Annotated in this window: 14 protein-coding genes; 2 read left to right on the top strand and 12 right to left on the bottom strand. The window is 36.2% G+C overall.

Features of this window, described 5'->3' with window-relative positions:
* Positions 1-17: 17 nt before the first annotated feature.
* From AC0L0O_RS06145 to AC0L0O_RS06100, 10 genes are all read right to left on the bottom strand, one after another.
* A complete protein-coding gene (locus AC0L0O_RS06145) occupies positions 18-1781 on the bottom strand; it encodes an ABC transporter ATP-binding protein (protein WP_000136733.1) in 1764 nt (587 codons plus the stop codon).
* A complete protein-coding gene (locus tag AC0L0O_RS06140) occupies positions 1781-3532 on the bottom strand; it encodes an ABC transporter ATP-binding protein (RefSeq protein ID WP_000862474.1) in 1752 nt (583 codons plus the stop codon). The genes AC0L0O_RS06145 and AC0L0O_RS06140 overlap by 1 nt, the downstream gene beginning before the upstream one ends.
* A 123-nt stretch (positions 3533-3655) precedes the next feature.
* On the bottom strand, positions 3656-3877 hold the full coding sequence (locus AC0L0O_RS06135; protein ID WP_001123317.1) for a YneF family protein: 222 nt from the start codon (positions 3875-3877) through the stop codon (positions 3656-3658).
* Positions 3878-3955: 78 nt separating this feature from the next.
* Positions 3956-4396: a sporulation inhibitor of replication protein SirA gene (sirA, locus tag AC0L0O_RS06130; RefSeq protein ID WP_000860645.1), complete on the bottom strand. Its 441-nt coding sequence runs from the start codon at positions 4394-4396 to the stop codon at positions 3956-3958.
* Between the two features lie 156 nt (positions 4397-4552).
* On the bottom strand, positions 4553-6553 hold the full coding sequence (tkt, locus tag AC0L0O_RS06125; protein ID WP_000019778.1) for a transketolase: 2001 nt from the start codon (positions 6551-6553) through the stop codon (positions 4553-4555).
* Between the two features lie 399 nt (positions 6554-6952).
* Complete coding sequence (locus AC0L0O_RS06120; protein WP_000166240.1) at positions 6953-8065, bottom strand: RNA-guided endonuclease TnpB family protein; 1113 nt, start codon at positions 8063-8065, stop codon at positions 6953-6955.
* A gap of 298 nt (positions 8066-8363) precedes the next feature.
* Entirely contained in the window at positions 8364-9167 is an 804-nt protein-coding gene (gene phnE, locus AC0L0O_RS06115) for a phosphonate ABC transporter, permease protein PhnE (protein WP_000047908.1), read from the bottom strand.
* Positions 9167-9961, bottom strand: coding sequence for a phosphonate ABC transporter, permease protein PhnE (phnE, locus tag AC0L0O_RS06110; RefSeq protein WP_001000752.1), 795 nt, complete (start codon positions 9959-9961; stop codon positions 9167-9169). The genes phnE (AC0L0O_RS06115) and phnE (AC0L0O_RS06110) overlap by 1 nt, the downstream gene beginning before the upstream one ends.
* Complete coding sequence (phnC, locus tag AC0L0O_RS06105) at positions 9958-10731, bottom strand: phosphonate ABC transporter ATP-binding protein (RefSeq protein WP_000569256.1); 774 nt, start codon at positions 10729-10731, stop codon at positions 9958-9960. The genes phnE (AC0L0O_RS06110) and phnC overlap by 4 nt, the downstream gene beginning before the upstream one ends.
* Positions 10732-10814: 83 nt before the next feature.
* Positions 10815-11753, bottom strand: a complete 939-nt coding sequence (locus AC0L0O_RS06100; protein ID WP_473785669.1) for a phosphate/phosphite/phosphonate ABC transporter substrate-binding protein — start codon at positions 11751-11753, stop codon at positions 10815-10817.
* Positions 11754-11938: 185 nt separating this feature from the next.
* On the opposite strand from AC0L0O_RS06100, the gene AC0L0O_RS06095 reads away from it, so the two are divergent.
* The gene (locus AC0L0O_RS06095) at positions 11939-13522 is read left to right on the top strand and encodes a bifunctional metallophosphatase/5'-nucleotidase (protein WP_473785668.1); all 1584 of its coding nucleotides are present in this window, start codon (positions 11939-11941) and stop codon (positions 13520-13522) included.
* Positions 13523-13561: 39 nt separating this feature from the next.
* Here AC0L0O_RS06095 and AC0L0O_RS06090 read toward each other — a convergent pair whose 3' ends face one another.
* The gene (locus tag AC0L0O_RS06090) at positions 13562-13801 is read right to left on the bottom strand and encodes a DUF896 domain-containing protein (RefSeq protein WP_000948565.1); all 240 of its coding nucleotides are present in this window, start codon (positions 13799-13801) and stop codon (positions 13562-13564) included.
* Positions 13802-13846: 45 nt separating this feature from the next.
* The gene (locus tag AC0L0O_RS06085) at positions 13847-14503 is read right to left on the bottom strand and encodes a YneB family resolvase-like protein (RefSeq protein ID WP_000991464.1); all 657 of its coding nucleotides are present in this window, start codon (positions 14501-14503) and stop codon (positions 13847-13849) included.
* A gap of 141 nt (positions 14504-14644) precedes the next feature.
* Here AC0L0O_RS06085 and lexA point away from each other — a divergent pair, with 141 nt between their 5' ends.
* Entirely contained in the window at positions 14645-15265 is a 621-nt protein-coding gene (gene lexA, locus AC0L0O_RS06080; RefSeq protein WP_000413738.1) for a transcriptional repressor LexA, read from the top strand.
* Positions 15266-15337 lie beyond the last annotated feature (72 nt).

The raw sequence follows: 15337 nt of genomic DNA, 5'->3' as shown, positions 1-15337 counted from the left end.
CAAAAGACCTTGTAATTCTACAAGGCCTTTTGTAAACTTCCTTTATTTTGTAGTAAATACATATTATAATACAACCCTTGTTCACTCAGTAATTCTTGGTGTGTTCCTCTTTCTACTATCTCTCCATCATGCATAACGAAAATTTGGTCTGCATCTTGAATTGTAGATAACCGGTGCGCAATGGCTATAGTCGTTCTCCCTTTTCGCATTTGCTGTAACGCTGTTTGGATCGCATCTTCAGTTTCTGTATCAATATTAGCTGTTGCTTCATCTAATACTAATACTTTCGGATTCGTTGCTATCGTTCTAGCAAAAGCAATTAATTGCCGTTGACCACTAGAAAATGCAGCTCCTCTTTCTACTACTTCTGTTTCATACTGCTCTGGTAATTTTTCAATAAACGTATTCGCTTGCACAAATTGTGCCGCTTCTTTTACTTCTTCATCCGTAATTTCTTCATTATACATACGAATATTTTGTTTCACATTTCCCGCAAATAAAAATGCATCTTGCAGTACAAGTCCTATTTTCTTTCTAATTTCTTGTTCTTCAAATTTTTCTAAATCTACACCATCTATTACAATATTTCCGGACTTAATATTATAAAATCGCATTAATAAATTCATAATGGTACTTTTTCCGCTACCAGTGTGCCCAACGAAAGCAACCGTTTGCCCTTGTTTCACGTGAAAAGATACATTTTTTAAAACATCACGTTTTCCATCATAAGAAAAAGTAACATTTTTAAATTCAATATCTCCATTAACGACTTGAGGATTTCCATCCCCTTTTTGAACTGGTGCTAAATCTTTCTCATCCATTAAATGAAATACGCGTGATGATGAAACAAGTGCCTGCTGGAAAAATGATAATTTCATCATCATCTCATTTACAGGCTGGAAGAAACGATGGATATAGTTAACAAACGCATATAAAACGCCTACTTCAACAGGACTCTTCAAAGCATCAATTCCAAATAAACCAAGTACTAATGCAATCGCTACAATATGTACTAAATCTGTAGCTGGACGTAAAAGCAACGCATCTAACTTTAACGTACGTCGCCCTGCACTATAATGTTTATTGTTCACTTCTTCAAACTCTTTTCTCATACGCTTTTCTTGTCTAAACACTTGAACAATATTCATCCCTTGAATGGATTCGTTTAACTTTGCATTTAACACGCTTAATTGATTACGCACTTCTAAATAAAAAGCTGCACTTTTCCGGCGATATAGCACCATAATCGCAAACATTATTGGAATTAATACGAGAGAAAATAGCGCTAATTTTACGTTTAATAAAAACATCGCTACTAAAATACCTATTAAAAATACGATATTTTTAACAAATGTTGATAATACACTCACATAAAAGTCTTTAATTGCTTCCGTATCATTCGTTATGCGTGATACAAGCGTACCAATCGGCGTACGATCAAAGAAACTTAATGATAACTTTTGAACATGCTCATATACTTCAACACGCATATCTTGAACAATTTTAAAAGCGATATTTTGAAAATATAACAAGTCTAAATAAGTAAATAATACTTTTAATAAGTGAGCAACAATATACACTACAAATAGTGTAACAAGTGCTGATTGATCAAAGTTACGTGGTACTAAATGTTCATCAAGAAATTGTTTAATTAAAAAAGGTCCCATCATTTCAGTTACAGTTGCACCAACTAGAAATAAAAATGCTAATGCTAATAGTCCTTTATATGGCTTCATATAAGAAAGCAATCTTCTTAAATCGCTCTGTTTTTTCTCAGTCATCATACGCCTCCTTTCTCGACTAATGCTTCTAGCTGCTGGCTCTCATACATTTCTTTATACCAACCATGTTCTTTCATTAATTGCTCATGTGTACCTCTTTGTACAATTCTGCCTTCATCCACTACAAGAATGAGATTGGCATGTTGAATTGCACTTAAACGATGGGCAGTAATAATCGTTGTTTTCCCTGCTCTTTCCCTCTTTAAAGCATTTAAAATTGTTTCTTCTGTTTTTGCATCTACTGCTGATAAACAATCATCTAAAATTAATATTTCAGCATCCGTTAATAAAGCACGCGCAATAGAAATTCTCTGTTTTTGACCTCCAGATAAAGAAACGCCTCTTTCCCCAACTACTGTTTCATACCCTTCTGAAAATTGAAGGATGTCATTGTGAATACAAGCAATCTCTGCAGCACGGGTAATTTCATTATATGTAGCATCCGCCTTTCCAAAGGCAATATTCTCCCCAATACTCGCTGAAAATAAAAAATGATCTTGCGGCACATATGAAATGGCAGAACGGACACCGTAAAGTGTTACATCTCTAATATCCCGCTCTCCAACTTTTAATTCACCATTAAAATGATCATACTCACGAATTAAACATTTTAATAAAGTCGTTTTCCCTGCACCTGTACGTCCCACGACCCCTAACGTTTCCCCCTTCTTCAAATCAAAGTGAATATCTGTTAAATGTAACAGTTCATTTTTCTTATACGAAAACGAATCGACCGCAAATGAAACATCACCGCTCGCTATTGTATGCACAGCATTTTCTCTATTTACTACATCTGATTTTTGCGAGAGGATTTTTTCTACACGATCATACGAAGCACGCCCACGCTCCATAATATTAAACAACCATCCAAACGCTAACATTGGCCAAACAAGAGTACCTAAATACGTCGTAAATGTAACGAGATCACCTACTGTTAATTCACCTCTCACAACTAATACTGACCCGTAACATACTGCGATTAAAAAAGAAAATCCTACGATAAGAGCGATTGTTGGATCAAATAACGAATCAATACGTGCGACTAACATATTTTTATGTACAACATCTTCTGATTTTTTTCGAAACGCTTGTAAATCTTCTTTCTCCTGTCCAAGCGATCGAATTACCTTCATCCCACTCATACTCTCTTGCACTTTATCATTGATTTCCGAAAACGATTGCTGCGCTTTATGAAACCTTTTATGTAATAAAGATCCGTAATAATTTGTCGATATTGCTACAATCGGCATTGGAATTAAGCTTAACAATGTTAACTTCCAACTAATTGTAAAGCCCATCGCTACGAGTACACATCCCCCAACAGCTAAAGAATCAACAAGTGTTAAAACACCTGCTCCAGCAGTTTGCTGAATGGCTTGAATGTCATTAGTCGCATGTGCCATTAAATCCCCCGTGCGATTTGACTGGTAGAAAGATGGACTCATCTTTGTAAAATGTTCGTACAAATTTTTCCGTAATTGGCGAGCTAACTTTAATGAAGACCCGAAAATCATAATACGCCATACGTAACGTAATACGTACATCGTAATACCTACAATTACTAAGAGTACAACCCATTTTAGTAACTTATCAGTCGTTAATGTTCCATCATTAATTTCATCTACAACAATCCCAATCACTTTTGGTGCTACAAGTTCTAAAAGTGCAACGCCAAATAATAAAACAATTCCGGTTATGTACGCTCGTTTTTCTTGTTTAAAAAACCAAGCTAAATTCATAAACACTTTCATATTTTTCCTCCTCTCTTAAAATGAGCGATGTTTTCAGTTTATCAAAAATACAGAATTTTTAAAAGTTTTAAACACTGTAACTAACAAAAAGAAAAGACACTCTTAGCGAGTGTCTTTTAGCGCTTATTTCATTTGTTGCTTGTTCATCGCGCTCATCATTTGATTGATTTTCTTTTGGGAAGGTTTTTGTCCCATTTGCATCATCATCATTTTTAACATTTGTTCGTTAATTGGTGGATTTTTTTGTAAGTAATTCATCATGTATTTGCGGGCAATGAAAAATCCTAACGCCACGCCTGCTACTAGTGCTACTACGCCCACTAGAATACCTAACCAAATTGGCATATATTTTCCTCCTTCATGTTGTCTACCTTACAGTGTACTAAAACCTTTTCAATAAGACAAGATACAATTCGACATTTTTTACACATATGTTCGTACTTGTTTTAGAGGATTCAGCCATCCGTACTTTGTATTTTCATAATCCATAGCTAAAAATGTTAATTCACACTTCCGTAGCACCTCAAAAAAAGTCGTTTCCATAGAAACATTTCCAGAGGTATTCATGCGAATATAGTGTGGTTTCACCATTATTTCGCCGTATTCCGCTCCTGTATAAAGTGTATGTGTATGATGTGTTCGATCATATTTACCAAGAACGCGCAAAGCTTGTTCTAATTTATGATGAATTTTCATTACTTGTAATGGCATCGTTATATACATCATTTGTTTATATAACACTTTTTTCTCCGAAAGGGACCCAGATTCTGAAAATCGAGCAAATAAATCAAAAAACAAATATTCACGACCAAAGTAAGCTTTCGCAATATCCTCTTGAATTAAATACAATTCATACGTTTTCATCTTTCGCCTCCCAATCTGGACAACCTTTTCTCTTCATTATATAGAAGAAATTTTGCAATGATTGTCTGACTGCGGAGAGAGAAAAAACTTTTTCTGTCGAAAAAACTCATTTACATAGAAAAACCTCTCCATGCCGGAGAGATTTTTCTAAAATCATTAAAGCATTTCTTTTACTTTACGAACAACGTTCTCTACAGTAAATCCATACTCTTCCATAATCTTCTCACCAGGAGCAGAAGCACCGAATGTATCGATACCTAACACATCTCCTTCAAGACCTACGTAACGGTGCCATCCGAATGTAGCACCCATTTCGATTGCGAAACGTTTTGTTACTGCTTTTGGTAATACAGATTCTTTGTACTCAGCTGTTTGAGCTTCAAAGCGATCCATAGATGGCATGCTGACAACAGATGCATCAACGCCGTCTACTGCTAATGCTTTTTGAGCTTCAACAGCTAGACTTACTTCAGATCCAGTTGCAAGTAAGATTACATCAGCTGTTTCTTTCTTGCTTGCAGAAACTACATACGCACCTTTTGCTACTTTTTCATACGTATCGTCTTTTGCACCTTCTAATGTTGGAAGATCTTGACGAGTTAATACTAAAGCAGTTGGTTTGTTTGTAGATTCTAGAGCTAGTCTCCAAGCTGCAACAGATTCGTTACCGTCAGCTGGACGAATAACAGATACATTTGGCATTGCACGTAGCGCTGCTAATTGCTCGATTGGTTCATGTGTTGGACCATCTTCACCAACAGCGATACTGTCGTGTGTGAATACATACGTTACCGGCAATTGCATTAATGCTGCAAGACGAATTGCTGGGCGTAAGTAGTCAGAGAATACGAAGAACGTACCACCGTAAGTTTTTAAACCACCATGTAGTGCAATACCGTTCATTGCTGCACCCATTGCGAACTCACGTACACCGTACCAAATGTTTTTACCGCTGTAATCATCTCTTGTAAAGTCTTTTTCGTTATTCATGTATGTTTTGTTAGAACCAGCAAGGTCAGCAGATCCACCGAAGAATGATGGTACAGACTCTGCAATTGCATTAATTACAGCACCTGAAGAATTACGAGTTGCTGCTTTTGATCCTAATTCATAAGTTGGTAAGTTTTGCTCCCAACCTTCTGGAAGAAGACCGTTCATTGCTGCTTGCAGTTCGTTTGCTAATTCTGGATATGCTTGTGCATATTCACCTAGCATAGTATTCCACTCAGCTTGTGCAGTTTCACCAACATCTTGTACTGTTTTACGGAAGTTTTCATATACTTCTTCTGCTACATGGAAGTCTTGTTCAGCAGTCCAAGCGTATGCTTCTTTCGTTAACTTTGTTTCTTCTACACCAAGTGGAGAACCATGTGAAGCTGATTTTCCTGATTTGTTTGGAGAACCGAAACCAATTGTCGTTCTTACTTCAATTAGCGTTGGGCGTTTTTCGTCAGCTTTCGCTTCTTCGATTGCTTTCGCGATAGCTTCAATATCGTTTCCATCCTCAACACGGATTACTTGCCATCCGTATGCTTTGTAACGATCTTCTACACTTTCAGAGAATGAACGATTTAAATCGCCATCTAATGAAATATCGTTTGAATCATAAAGCACAACAAGACGACCTAATTGTAAATGAGCAGCTAATGAAGATGCTTCAGCAGAAACGCCTTCCATTAAATCTCCATCACCACAAATAGCGTATGTATAATGATCTACTACATTATACGCATCACGGTTATATTTAGCAGCTAAATGTCTTTCTGCCATTGCCATACCTACAGCAGTTGCAATACCTTGTCCAAGTGGACCAGTAGTTGCATCTACACCAGCTGTATGACCGTACTCAGGATGCCCTGGAGTTTTGCTTCCCCATTGACGGAAGTTCTTTAAGTCATCCATTGTTACATCATAACCAGATAGGTGAAGTAGGCTGTATAATAACATTGAACCATGACCTGCAGATAATACGAAACGATCACGGTTAAACCACGTTGGGTTATTTGGATTGTGTTTCATAAATTGAGTCCATAATGTATAAGCCATTGGTGCTGCACCCATTGGCATTCCTGGGTGACCAGAGTTTGCTTTTTCAATCGCATCGATGGATAATGTGCGAATCGTGTTGATAGAAAGTTGTTCGATTGAATGTGACATGCTATTCTTCCCTTCGCTTATATTAGTAAACGTTTTATACATTTATATGATAGCTTCCCACGCAAGATTATACAACATGTATCGACAAATATGTTGATGTTTTTTTGATTTTTTATAAAAAAATCAATGATTCCGGGAATGTATGGGCATTCAATATGACATACTTTTTCATTATTTTTATTTTAAAAAGAAAGAGAATTATCTGTATATTTATACAGATATACAAAATTCTTCTATACTTACTTTTTAACCCGGTTGTGAACTACCCCCACTTAGTATCTCTTACGAGCTTACCCCGAGTGGGGGGCTTCTCGGTTCATCGCTACTTTTGATAGCTAACGAATTTGTCCTATGACAGCCGAGCTAACTCCCCTGTTCCAAAGGTTATTTTGTTACTATTTATGCCAGCGCTAATAAGCGTATGGCTTCTTTTTTGATATTGATCGCTGCGTTATAATCACGGCCGATTGTGAGTCCACACGAACACGCATACGTGCGTTCACATAATGGCATTTCTTTTTTATTTCCACAACGACTACACATCTTTGTAGAAGGAAACCATTTATCTATCTTTACAAGTTGTTTTCCTTGTTCTTGTAGCTTATATGCTAAAAATGCCGTGAACATCCGCCAACCGTTGTCCGCTACACTCTTACCAAATCTAAGTGCTCTTGACATTCCTTTCATATGTAAGTCTTCGATTGCTACAACGTCAAAACTCGTAGCTAATTCTTTAGACTTGTGATGAAGAAAATTTTTACGTTGATTGGCGACCTTTTCATGCAATTTCGCTACACGAATGCGTTGTTTATTCCAGCGCTCTGAACCTTTCACACGTCTTGCTAATACTCGTTGTGCCTTCGCTAATTTCTCTAACATCTGACGATAAAAGCGAGGATAATTGGCTTTCTCATCTTCGCTACTCACGTACAATTCAACCATTGCGAAGTCTAATCCAACTACACGTTCTACTTCTTTTGGAGTGATTTCTTTTTCATATTCGGTCAAAATAGACACGTAATACTTACCAGTAGGTGTCATCGAAATCGTACACGATTTGATGATATGTTTTGGCGGGATTTCTCTATGTTGCTTCAGTTTCACCATTTTCAATTTTGGTAATTTGATATAACCATGAAATAACATAATATTTCCGTTTACTCGATTCGTTGTATAGGATTTTCTACTCTTTTTACTTTTGAATGTAGGAAAATCACTTTGACCACTAAAAAAATTCTTATAAGCAGTTTGCAAGTTTAATTGAGCGTTGGCCAATGCCAATGAATCAACTTCTTTCAACCATTCATACTCCACTTTGTATTTTGCAGGTGTAGAAAATTTTTGCTCCTTCAGTTCTTCCTTATTCGCTTTGTGTTTTTCATATACTTCCTTTCGTTCAGCCAGCATTTTATTATATACAAAGCGTACACACCCGAACGTTTTACGTATGAGATGTGCTTGTTCTTCTGTTGGATACAGACGAAACTTGTACGCCTTATTCTGCTTTGTCATATCCATTCACCTCACTTTTCGCTTCATTTCCCATAAGCTATGACGGTGATTCCACGGACCTGAACACTACATGATTATTATCTACTTTCATTGTTATACCAAACTTTACCTCTTATAAGACTGATTATAGCAGGGGCGAAATAAATGGGAAAACCAAATGTTTGGTTACGCCAAACCGAAATCCATCTCCCACCTACCGCTAGGCTATCGTCTTTCACACGCCCCAGGAAGGAGATTTCTTTCGGATAATGCGTTAAAAATACCAAAAAATATCTACATTCGATGCTTTTCAAATCAGTTAAACAATCCGTTTCCGAATCGAACTTGAAATAAAATCAATGATAATGACCATTAAAATGATGCCCAATAAAATTATTCCCACGCGAGACCAATTACGTGAACTCAGCGCAAAAATTAGGGGCGTACCAATACCACCTGCTCCAATAACACCTAAAATGGCAGCGGATCGTACATTAATTTCGAACCTGTATAATGTATACGATAGAAAATCTGGTAATACTTGTGGCAATACTGCATACCAAAGTATTTGGAACCGGTTTGCGCCTGTAGCTATTAACGCCTCTGTCGGCCCCTTATCTATATTTTCAATTCCTTCTGAATATAATTTCCCTAACATTCCAATAGAGTGTAATCCTAAAGCTAGAACGCCGGCAAAAGAGCCTGGTCCAACAGCCTTTATAAATAAAAGAGCCATAACTAATTCAGGAAATGTACGAACAAAACTAAGTACAAATTTCCCAGTTCCTGAAGTTAGTTTTCCACTGCTCATATTCGTCGCCGCCCAAAAAGCAAATGGAACAGATAAAAAGGCAGAAATAAATGTACCTAATATCGCAATTGCCAACGTATCAATTAAACCATGTAATAAATCTTCACCATCTGGCAAAGATACATACGCCCAATCTGGATTCAATACACCTGTCATAATTGCTTTTGTAATTTCTCCTGCCGTATCCTTGATCCCTTCTAGCGGTACTCCTGAAAAAGCCCATACGTAAACAAATGTAAGTGCTATAAAAATAAACGAGCGATACACACTCGGCTTCTTAGGTTTTTGTACGATTATCGTCGTTTTACTCATTATAATTTCTCCCGCAACAATGTACTTACATAATCAATTAACAATACAACAACAAGGGTATAAATAATAATAGATGCAGTTTGCTGATATTGTAAAAATCCAAGTGTACGATCATAGTATAATCCAATACCACCTGCTCCTACTAAACCTAAAACAGCTGCTGCACGTACGTTCACCTCAAATGTATACAGAACATAAGAGACAAAATGCGCTTTCACTTGCGGAATTACTCCATAAACAATCCATTGCACTTTATTTGCTCCTACTGCTGTCATCGCCTCTAACGGACCTGGATCAATTGATTCGATTGACTCATAAAACAATTTCGCCACGAGCCCAATTGAGAAAAAAGTAAGAGCCAGAATACCTGGAAGTGGCCCGATTCCAAAAATCGCTACGAAAATTGCCGCTAATAATAAATCTGGTATCGTTCGGATAAAATTTAATATCATTCGAGCTGGGATGTATAAAAATGTACTAGTAAATACATTACTTGCCGCACACAATGCCAGCGGAATAGCTAAAATCGCTCCTAAAGTCGTCCCAATAATCGCCATACGTATTGTATCTAACATCGCTGTTGTAATAACTTGAAAATAACTCCAATCTGGCGGCACCATCTCTTTTAACAAATCCATCATATTAGGAAAACCAACTACTAGTTTTGACAATGATGCATCGACCTGTACACTACTTCCCCACAACAGTAAAATGACTAGAACAGCCGTTAACATATGTTTCAACTTACTCGGTGGCTTCGGTATCGATTTCGAGTATATCGTCACGTCATTCATTTAACTGCCACCTCTAACAATTCACTTTTCTGTACTACGTCACCATAAATTTCAGCAAACTTTTCATCCGTTGCCTCTTCTACTAAGCCATCAAAAACAATTTCTCCTGCATGTAATCCAATAATGCGCGTCGCATATTGCCTAGCTAAATCAATAGAATGTAAGTTTACAATTGTTGTAATTCCAAAATCTTCATTAATTTTCTTCAAATCTTCTAATACTTGCTTTGTTGTTAGCGGATCTAACGATGCAACAGGTTCATCTGCCAATATGATTTTTGCTTCTTGCGCCAACGCTCTAGCAATCGATACACGTTGCTGTTGTCCTCCTGATAATTCATCAGCACGCGCATATGCTTTTTCTAAAATATTTACTCTTTTTAACGATTGAAAAGCAAGCTCCAAATCTTCTTTCGGAAATAGACCTAACGTTGTACGCAACGTCGAATGATACCCAACACGGCCAGCTAATACGTTCTTTAATACTGTTGATCGCTTTACAAGGTTAAAACTTTGAAAAATCATACCAATATCCCGGCGCATGCGGCGTAATCCTTTTCCTTTCGCAGCCGTAATAGATTCACCTTCAATCATGATTTCTCCTTCTGTAATCTCATGAAGACGATTTACCGATCTTAGAAGTGTAGACTTTCCAGCTCCGGAAAGCCCTACCATTACAACAAACTCACCTTTTTGAATTTTCAAGTTTATATTATTCAATCCTTTTGTACCATTTGGATACACTTTGGAAACATTTCGAAACTCTATCACACATCTTACCTACCTTCTATGAATTCAAAACGGCAAACTAACTGAAAACATACCTTTCCAGCTAGCTGCCATTTCCATATGTATTATTGCGTTTTTACTTTCTTCCCATATTCACGAACGATATCAAATTTACTATCATCAGATTTAACATATCCTTCATGTGAATATACTTCTTTAATGATTTTGTGCCCTTCCTCATTCTTTCCAATTTCAATGAAAGCATCCTGTAATTTCTTGCTCCACTCTTCATCTAAATCAGAACGTACCGAAATCGTATCGTTTGGAATTTTCTCCGTAAATTTCACTATTTTCGTTTGATCGAATATATTCGGATAATCTTTTTTTACAATATTACGAGCATCTTGGAATACAACAGCTGCATCTACATCACCATTTAAAAGAGCAATAAGCGACTGATCGTGACCTTTTAATGTAACAGGTTTCACATCTTTTAACGGATCAACGCCCTCTTTTAATAATACAGCCGCAGGCCACACATATCCCGCTGATGACGTTACATCTTGATAGCCAATTTTTTTACCTTTTAAATCTTTTACACTATTAATATTTGAATCTTCCTTAACAACAAACTCAGATTTATAAAAGTCTACTAAGTCCTTTTTAGGAGCTCCCGTTTCATCATCTACGCCAAAACGTTGCGCTTGTAAAATTACGTTTGCAGCCTTTTTCTCATGTGCTAGCACATACGCTGTTGGAGGTAAAAATCCTACATCTACTTGCTTAGATGCCATCGCTTCTACAATTGTATTGTAATTCGTTGAAATACTAACTTTTACTGGAATATTTAACTTATCACTTAATAGCTTCTCAAGTGGTTTTGCCTTCGCCTCTAACGTATCTGCATTTTGAGAAGGAACAAATTGAACATTTAAAGTCTTCGGTACATACCCTTTTTTCGTATCTGCATTTTTATTTGCACTTGATTCCTTCGTTCCACAGCCACTTAATAACCCCGCTGCTAGTACAACTGTTGTGCTCATTGCAAAAAATTTTTTCAACATATTAGTGCCTCCATTTTTCATTGTTATAAAATAACCTTTCATAAACATGAAGAAATATATCACACATTTTTACAAAAATTTGATTATTTACAGAATCTTTACACATTCTATACACTCACATTAAAATTCCCTTCATATATTTGATATGCTTAATTAGTAGATAACAATAGAAAAGGTGAATAATATTGAATCCAAATCAAATTGTGACTTTAAACATCTTATTAACAAGTGATATACATGGTACTGTTTATCCAATTCACTACCAAGATAACTCCAAAGCTGAAATTGGTTTAGCTAAAATTTCTACTCTTATAAAAAAAGAACGTTCCAAAAATAGAAACGTTCTTTTAATTGATAACGGTGACTTCATACAAGGAACACCATTTACTTATCATTACGCTACTTATGAAAAAGATAAGAAAAATCCAATGTCTTTATTGGCGAACTATTTACGTTATGATGCTGCAGTGATTGGGAATCATGAATTTAATTACGGAATGGACGTATTAAACAATGTTATTTCTACTGCAAACTTCCCGTATTTATCAGCAAATATTTTAGATAAAAACAGTAAAAAACCTTATTTCGGGAAACCATATGTAATAAAACATATTGAATCAAATATAAAAATTGCTATTTTAGGGGTGACAACGCATTATATTCCAAATTGGGAACAACCCGATCACGTTAAAGACTTACAATTTAAAGATGCATTAGAAACAACACAAAATTGGGTTTCTTACATACGTGAACACGAGAAACCAGATTTACTAGTCGTAGCGTATCATGGGGGATTTGAACGGAATTTACAAACCGGAGTACCGACTGAAGTTTTAACAGGAGAAAACCAAGGTTATGCAATGTGCCATGAAATTGAAGGCATAGATATTTTGCTAACAGGCCACCAACACCGGGAAATTGCTCACACCGTAATAAACGGTGTAACAGTATTACAAACCGGATGCAATGGACACTTTGTTGGAAAAGTAACAATAACATTCGAAAAAACAGAACAAAGTTGGATAAAAAAAGAGAGCTATTCACAATTATTGCCCGTGCAAGGAATTGCTACGGACCAAGATATTCTTTCTTTGGTTACTGATTATGAAGAGAAAACACAGAATTGGCTCGATCAACCTATTGGGCTAATCTATGGGGACATGCAAATTTCAGATGCTATGCAAACTCGTTTGCAAGACCATCCTTTTATTGAATTTATAAATAAAATACAGATGGATATTGCTAATGTTTCTATTTCTTGTACAAGCTTATTCCATAATACATCCCCAGGTTTCTCGAAATATGTAACAATGCGTGACATCGTTTCCAATTATATTTATCCAAATACATTAAAAGTAATTAGAATAACTGGAGCAGATATAAAAGATGCTCTTGAACTCTCTGCTTCTTATTTCACATTAAAAGAAGATGGAACCATCATCGTAAACCCTAGCTACATAGAACCAAAACCGCAACACTATAATTACGATATGTGGGAAGGGATTTCATACGTATTAAATATTTCCAAACCAATTGGCGAAAGAGTAGAATCTTTACAGTATAAAGGCACTCCTCTTAATATGAATGAAGAATATGAAGTCGTTATGAATAATTATCGCGCGAGCGGCGGGGGGAACTTCTTTATGTTCCAAAATAAGCCTGTAATAAAAGACATACCAACAGATATGTCTGAACTTATCGCTAACTATATATTGAAGCACAAAAAGATAGAAGCAACGGTTAATAACAACTGGAAAGTTATTAACTAACGATTATAATAAATAAAAAAGATGGGCTTCGCCCATCTTTTAGTTTAATTTTGCATTATCTTGCTTTTTTAAAGCTTTTAATTTCGCCGGTGTAACATCAGTACCTTGTTCGTTAACGACTTTAATTCCTTTTAGTTCGTTTAACATATTTTGACGAAATCCTTTTAAATATTGTTCACGTAGCGATTGACGCTCACGTTGTTCTTCTTCAGTTAAACCTTCAGCTTTTGCTTTTTTCGCTAAGAAGTTAATGCGTTCAACGAGTTCGTGACTAAGCATCTCGAATCCCCCTTCTAATCAAAACTGATTATTATCATACAATAGTTACTCTTCTTTATCAAGCAATTGCTTCGTATACTCTACATATCTACGATGCACAGTTGCCTTTGAAACATTATGACCAAAGCCGCGAAGCGTTGCTGCAATTTCTTCAAACGTGAGTTCACTTTTGCGCAAACGTACGATTTCCTCAATTGGCACTTCTTTTTTCTCTCTTCCTACGCTTAAATGACGATTTTTTAAATTATTTTCTGGACGATAGCCTTTTTCTACTGCTCGTTGCATACCTCGTTTAATTTTTAAATTATGAATCTTTCTTTGATATTCTTCAACAATACCAATAATATCTAATACCATTGAATCAGAATCCGACAATTGCAATTCACCATTATGTGTATGCGTATATACTTTTATTCCTTCTTTATGTAAACAGTGCATTAACGCAATCTTTGCATTCCCTCTACCAAGGCGCGTTTCATCTTGTATAAGTAGCACATCAATTTGTTCGTCTCGAATTGTATCGAGCACTTCTAATATACCGTCACGTTCAATTGTATATCCACTAGCCTGCTCTTCAATCACCTTAATAACATTCATTTGATAGCGCTCTGCTAAATGCAATAATTCATCTTTTTGACGTAATAATGATGTTTCTTGCGCTTCTTTCGTTGTACTCACACGTGCATAAATAATTGCATTCATTATGAACCCCTCTTTCTCACTATTATTTCCCTTCAGTGTAACATAAATTCGCCTTTTGTTCGAACTTATGTTTGTAGAATGTTTTTTCACATGTTATACTTATTAATAAGAAAAATGAAAGAAAACGAGGTGTTAGAAAACATGGAAAAGTTAACGAAACGCCAGCAAGACATTCTCGACTTTATTAAGCTAAAAGTACAAGAAAAAGGATATCCACCCTCCGTACGTGAAATCGGTCAAGCAGTCGGCCTCGCTTCTAGTTCTACAGTGCACGGACATTTATCAAGATTAGAAGAAAAAGGATACATTCGACGCGATCCAACAAAACCACGTGCAATTGAAATTTTAGGTGAAGACCGAATGGATACAGAAACACAATCTGTTATTCAAGTTCCAATTGTCGGAAAAGTTACTGCCGGTTTACCAATTACAGCGGTCGAAAGCGTAGAGGAGCACTTCCCTCTTCCAGCTAGCATTGTCGCAGGAGCAGATCAAGTGTTTATGTTACGTATTTCCGGGGATAGTATGATTGAGGCTGGCATTTTCGATGGAGATTTAGTTGTTGTTCGCCAACAACAGTCTGCATATAATGGTGAAATTGTAGTCGCTTTAACAGAAGATAATGAAGCAACTGTTAAACGTTTCTATAAAGAAAAAGACCATTTCCGTCTACAACCGGAAAACTCTTCATTAGAACCTATCATTTTAAAGCAAGTGTCAGTTATCGGTAAAGTAATTGGCGTATATCGTGATTTACATTAAGAATATAAAAGAAGATAATTACCTTATTTATATACGGTAATTATCTTCTTTTTTTGTATTTTGATAGATTTT

Source organism: Bacillus sp. GS3m_15504 (assembly GCF_055825275.1).
The sequence above is the reverse complement of the archived record's forward strand: the minus strand, read 5'-3'. Positions and strand labels throughout refer to the sequence as shown.

What these genes read in the sequence shown, in the direction of transcription:
- lexA (WP_000413738.1), top strand. Translation starts at nt 14,645, where the DNA reads ATGGAAAAGTTAACGAAACGCCAGCAAGACATTCTCGACTTTATTAAG.
- AC0L0O_RS06135 (WP_001123317.1), bottom strand. Translation starts at nt 3,877, where the DNA reads ATGCCAATTTGGTTAGGTATTCTAGTGGGCGTAGTAGCACTAGTAGCA.
- AC0L0O_RS06140 (WP_000862474.1), bottom strand. Translation starts at nt 3,532, where the DNA reads ATGAAAGTGTTTATGAATTTAGCTTGGTTTTTTAAACAAGAAAAACGA.
- phnE (WP_000047908.1), bottom strand. Translation starts at nt 9,167, where the DNA reads ATGAGTAAAACGACGATAATCGTACAAAAACCTAAGAAGCCGAGTGTG.
- AC0L0O_RS06120 (WP_000166240.1), bottom strand. Translation starts at nt 8,065, where the DNA reads ATGACAAAGCAGAATAAGGCGTACAAGTTTCGTCTGTATCCAACAGAA.
- phnE (WP_001000752.1), bottom strand. Translation starts at nt 9,961, where the DNA reads ATGAATGACGTGACGATATACTCGAAATCGATACCGAAGCCACCGAGT.
- AC0L0O_RS06100 (WP_473785669.1), bottom strand. Translation starts at nt 11,753, where the DNA reads ATGTTGAAAAAATTTTTTGCAATGAGCACAACAGTTGTACTAGCAGCG.
- sirA (WP_000860645.1), bottom strand. Translation starts at nt 4,396, where the DNA reads ATGAAAACGTATGAATTGTATTTAATTCAAGAGGATATTGCGAAAGCT.
- AC0L0O_RS06085 (WP_000991464.1), bottom strand. Translation starts at nt 14,503, where the DNA reads ATGAATGCAATTATTTATGCACGTGTGAGTACAACGAAAGAAGCGCAA.
- tkt (WP_000019778.1), bottom strand. Translation starts at nt 6,553, where the DNA reads ATGTCACATTCAATCGAACAACTTTCTATCAACACGATTCGCACATTA.
- AC0L0O_RS06145 (WP_000136733.1), bottom strand. Translation starts at nt 1,781, where the DNA reads ATGACTGAGAAAAAACAGAGCGATTTAAGAAGATTGCTTTCTTATATG.
- AC0L0O_RS06090 (WP_000948565.1), bottom strand. Translation starts at nt 13,801, where the DNA reads ATGCTTAGTCACGAACTCGTTGAACGCATTAACTTCTTAGCGAAAAAA.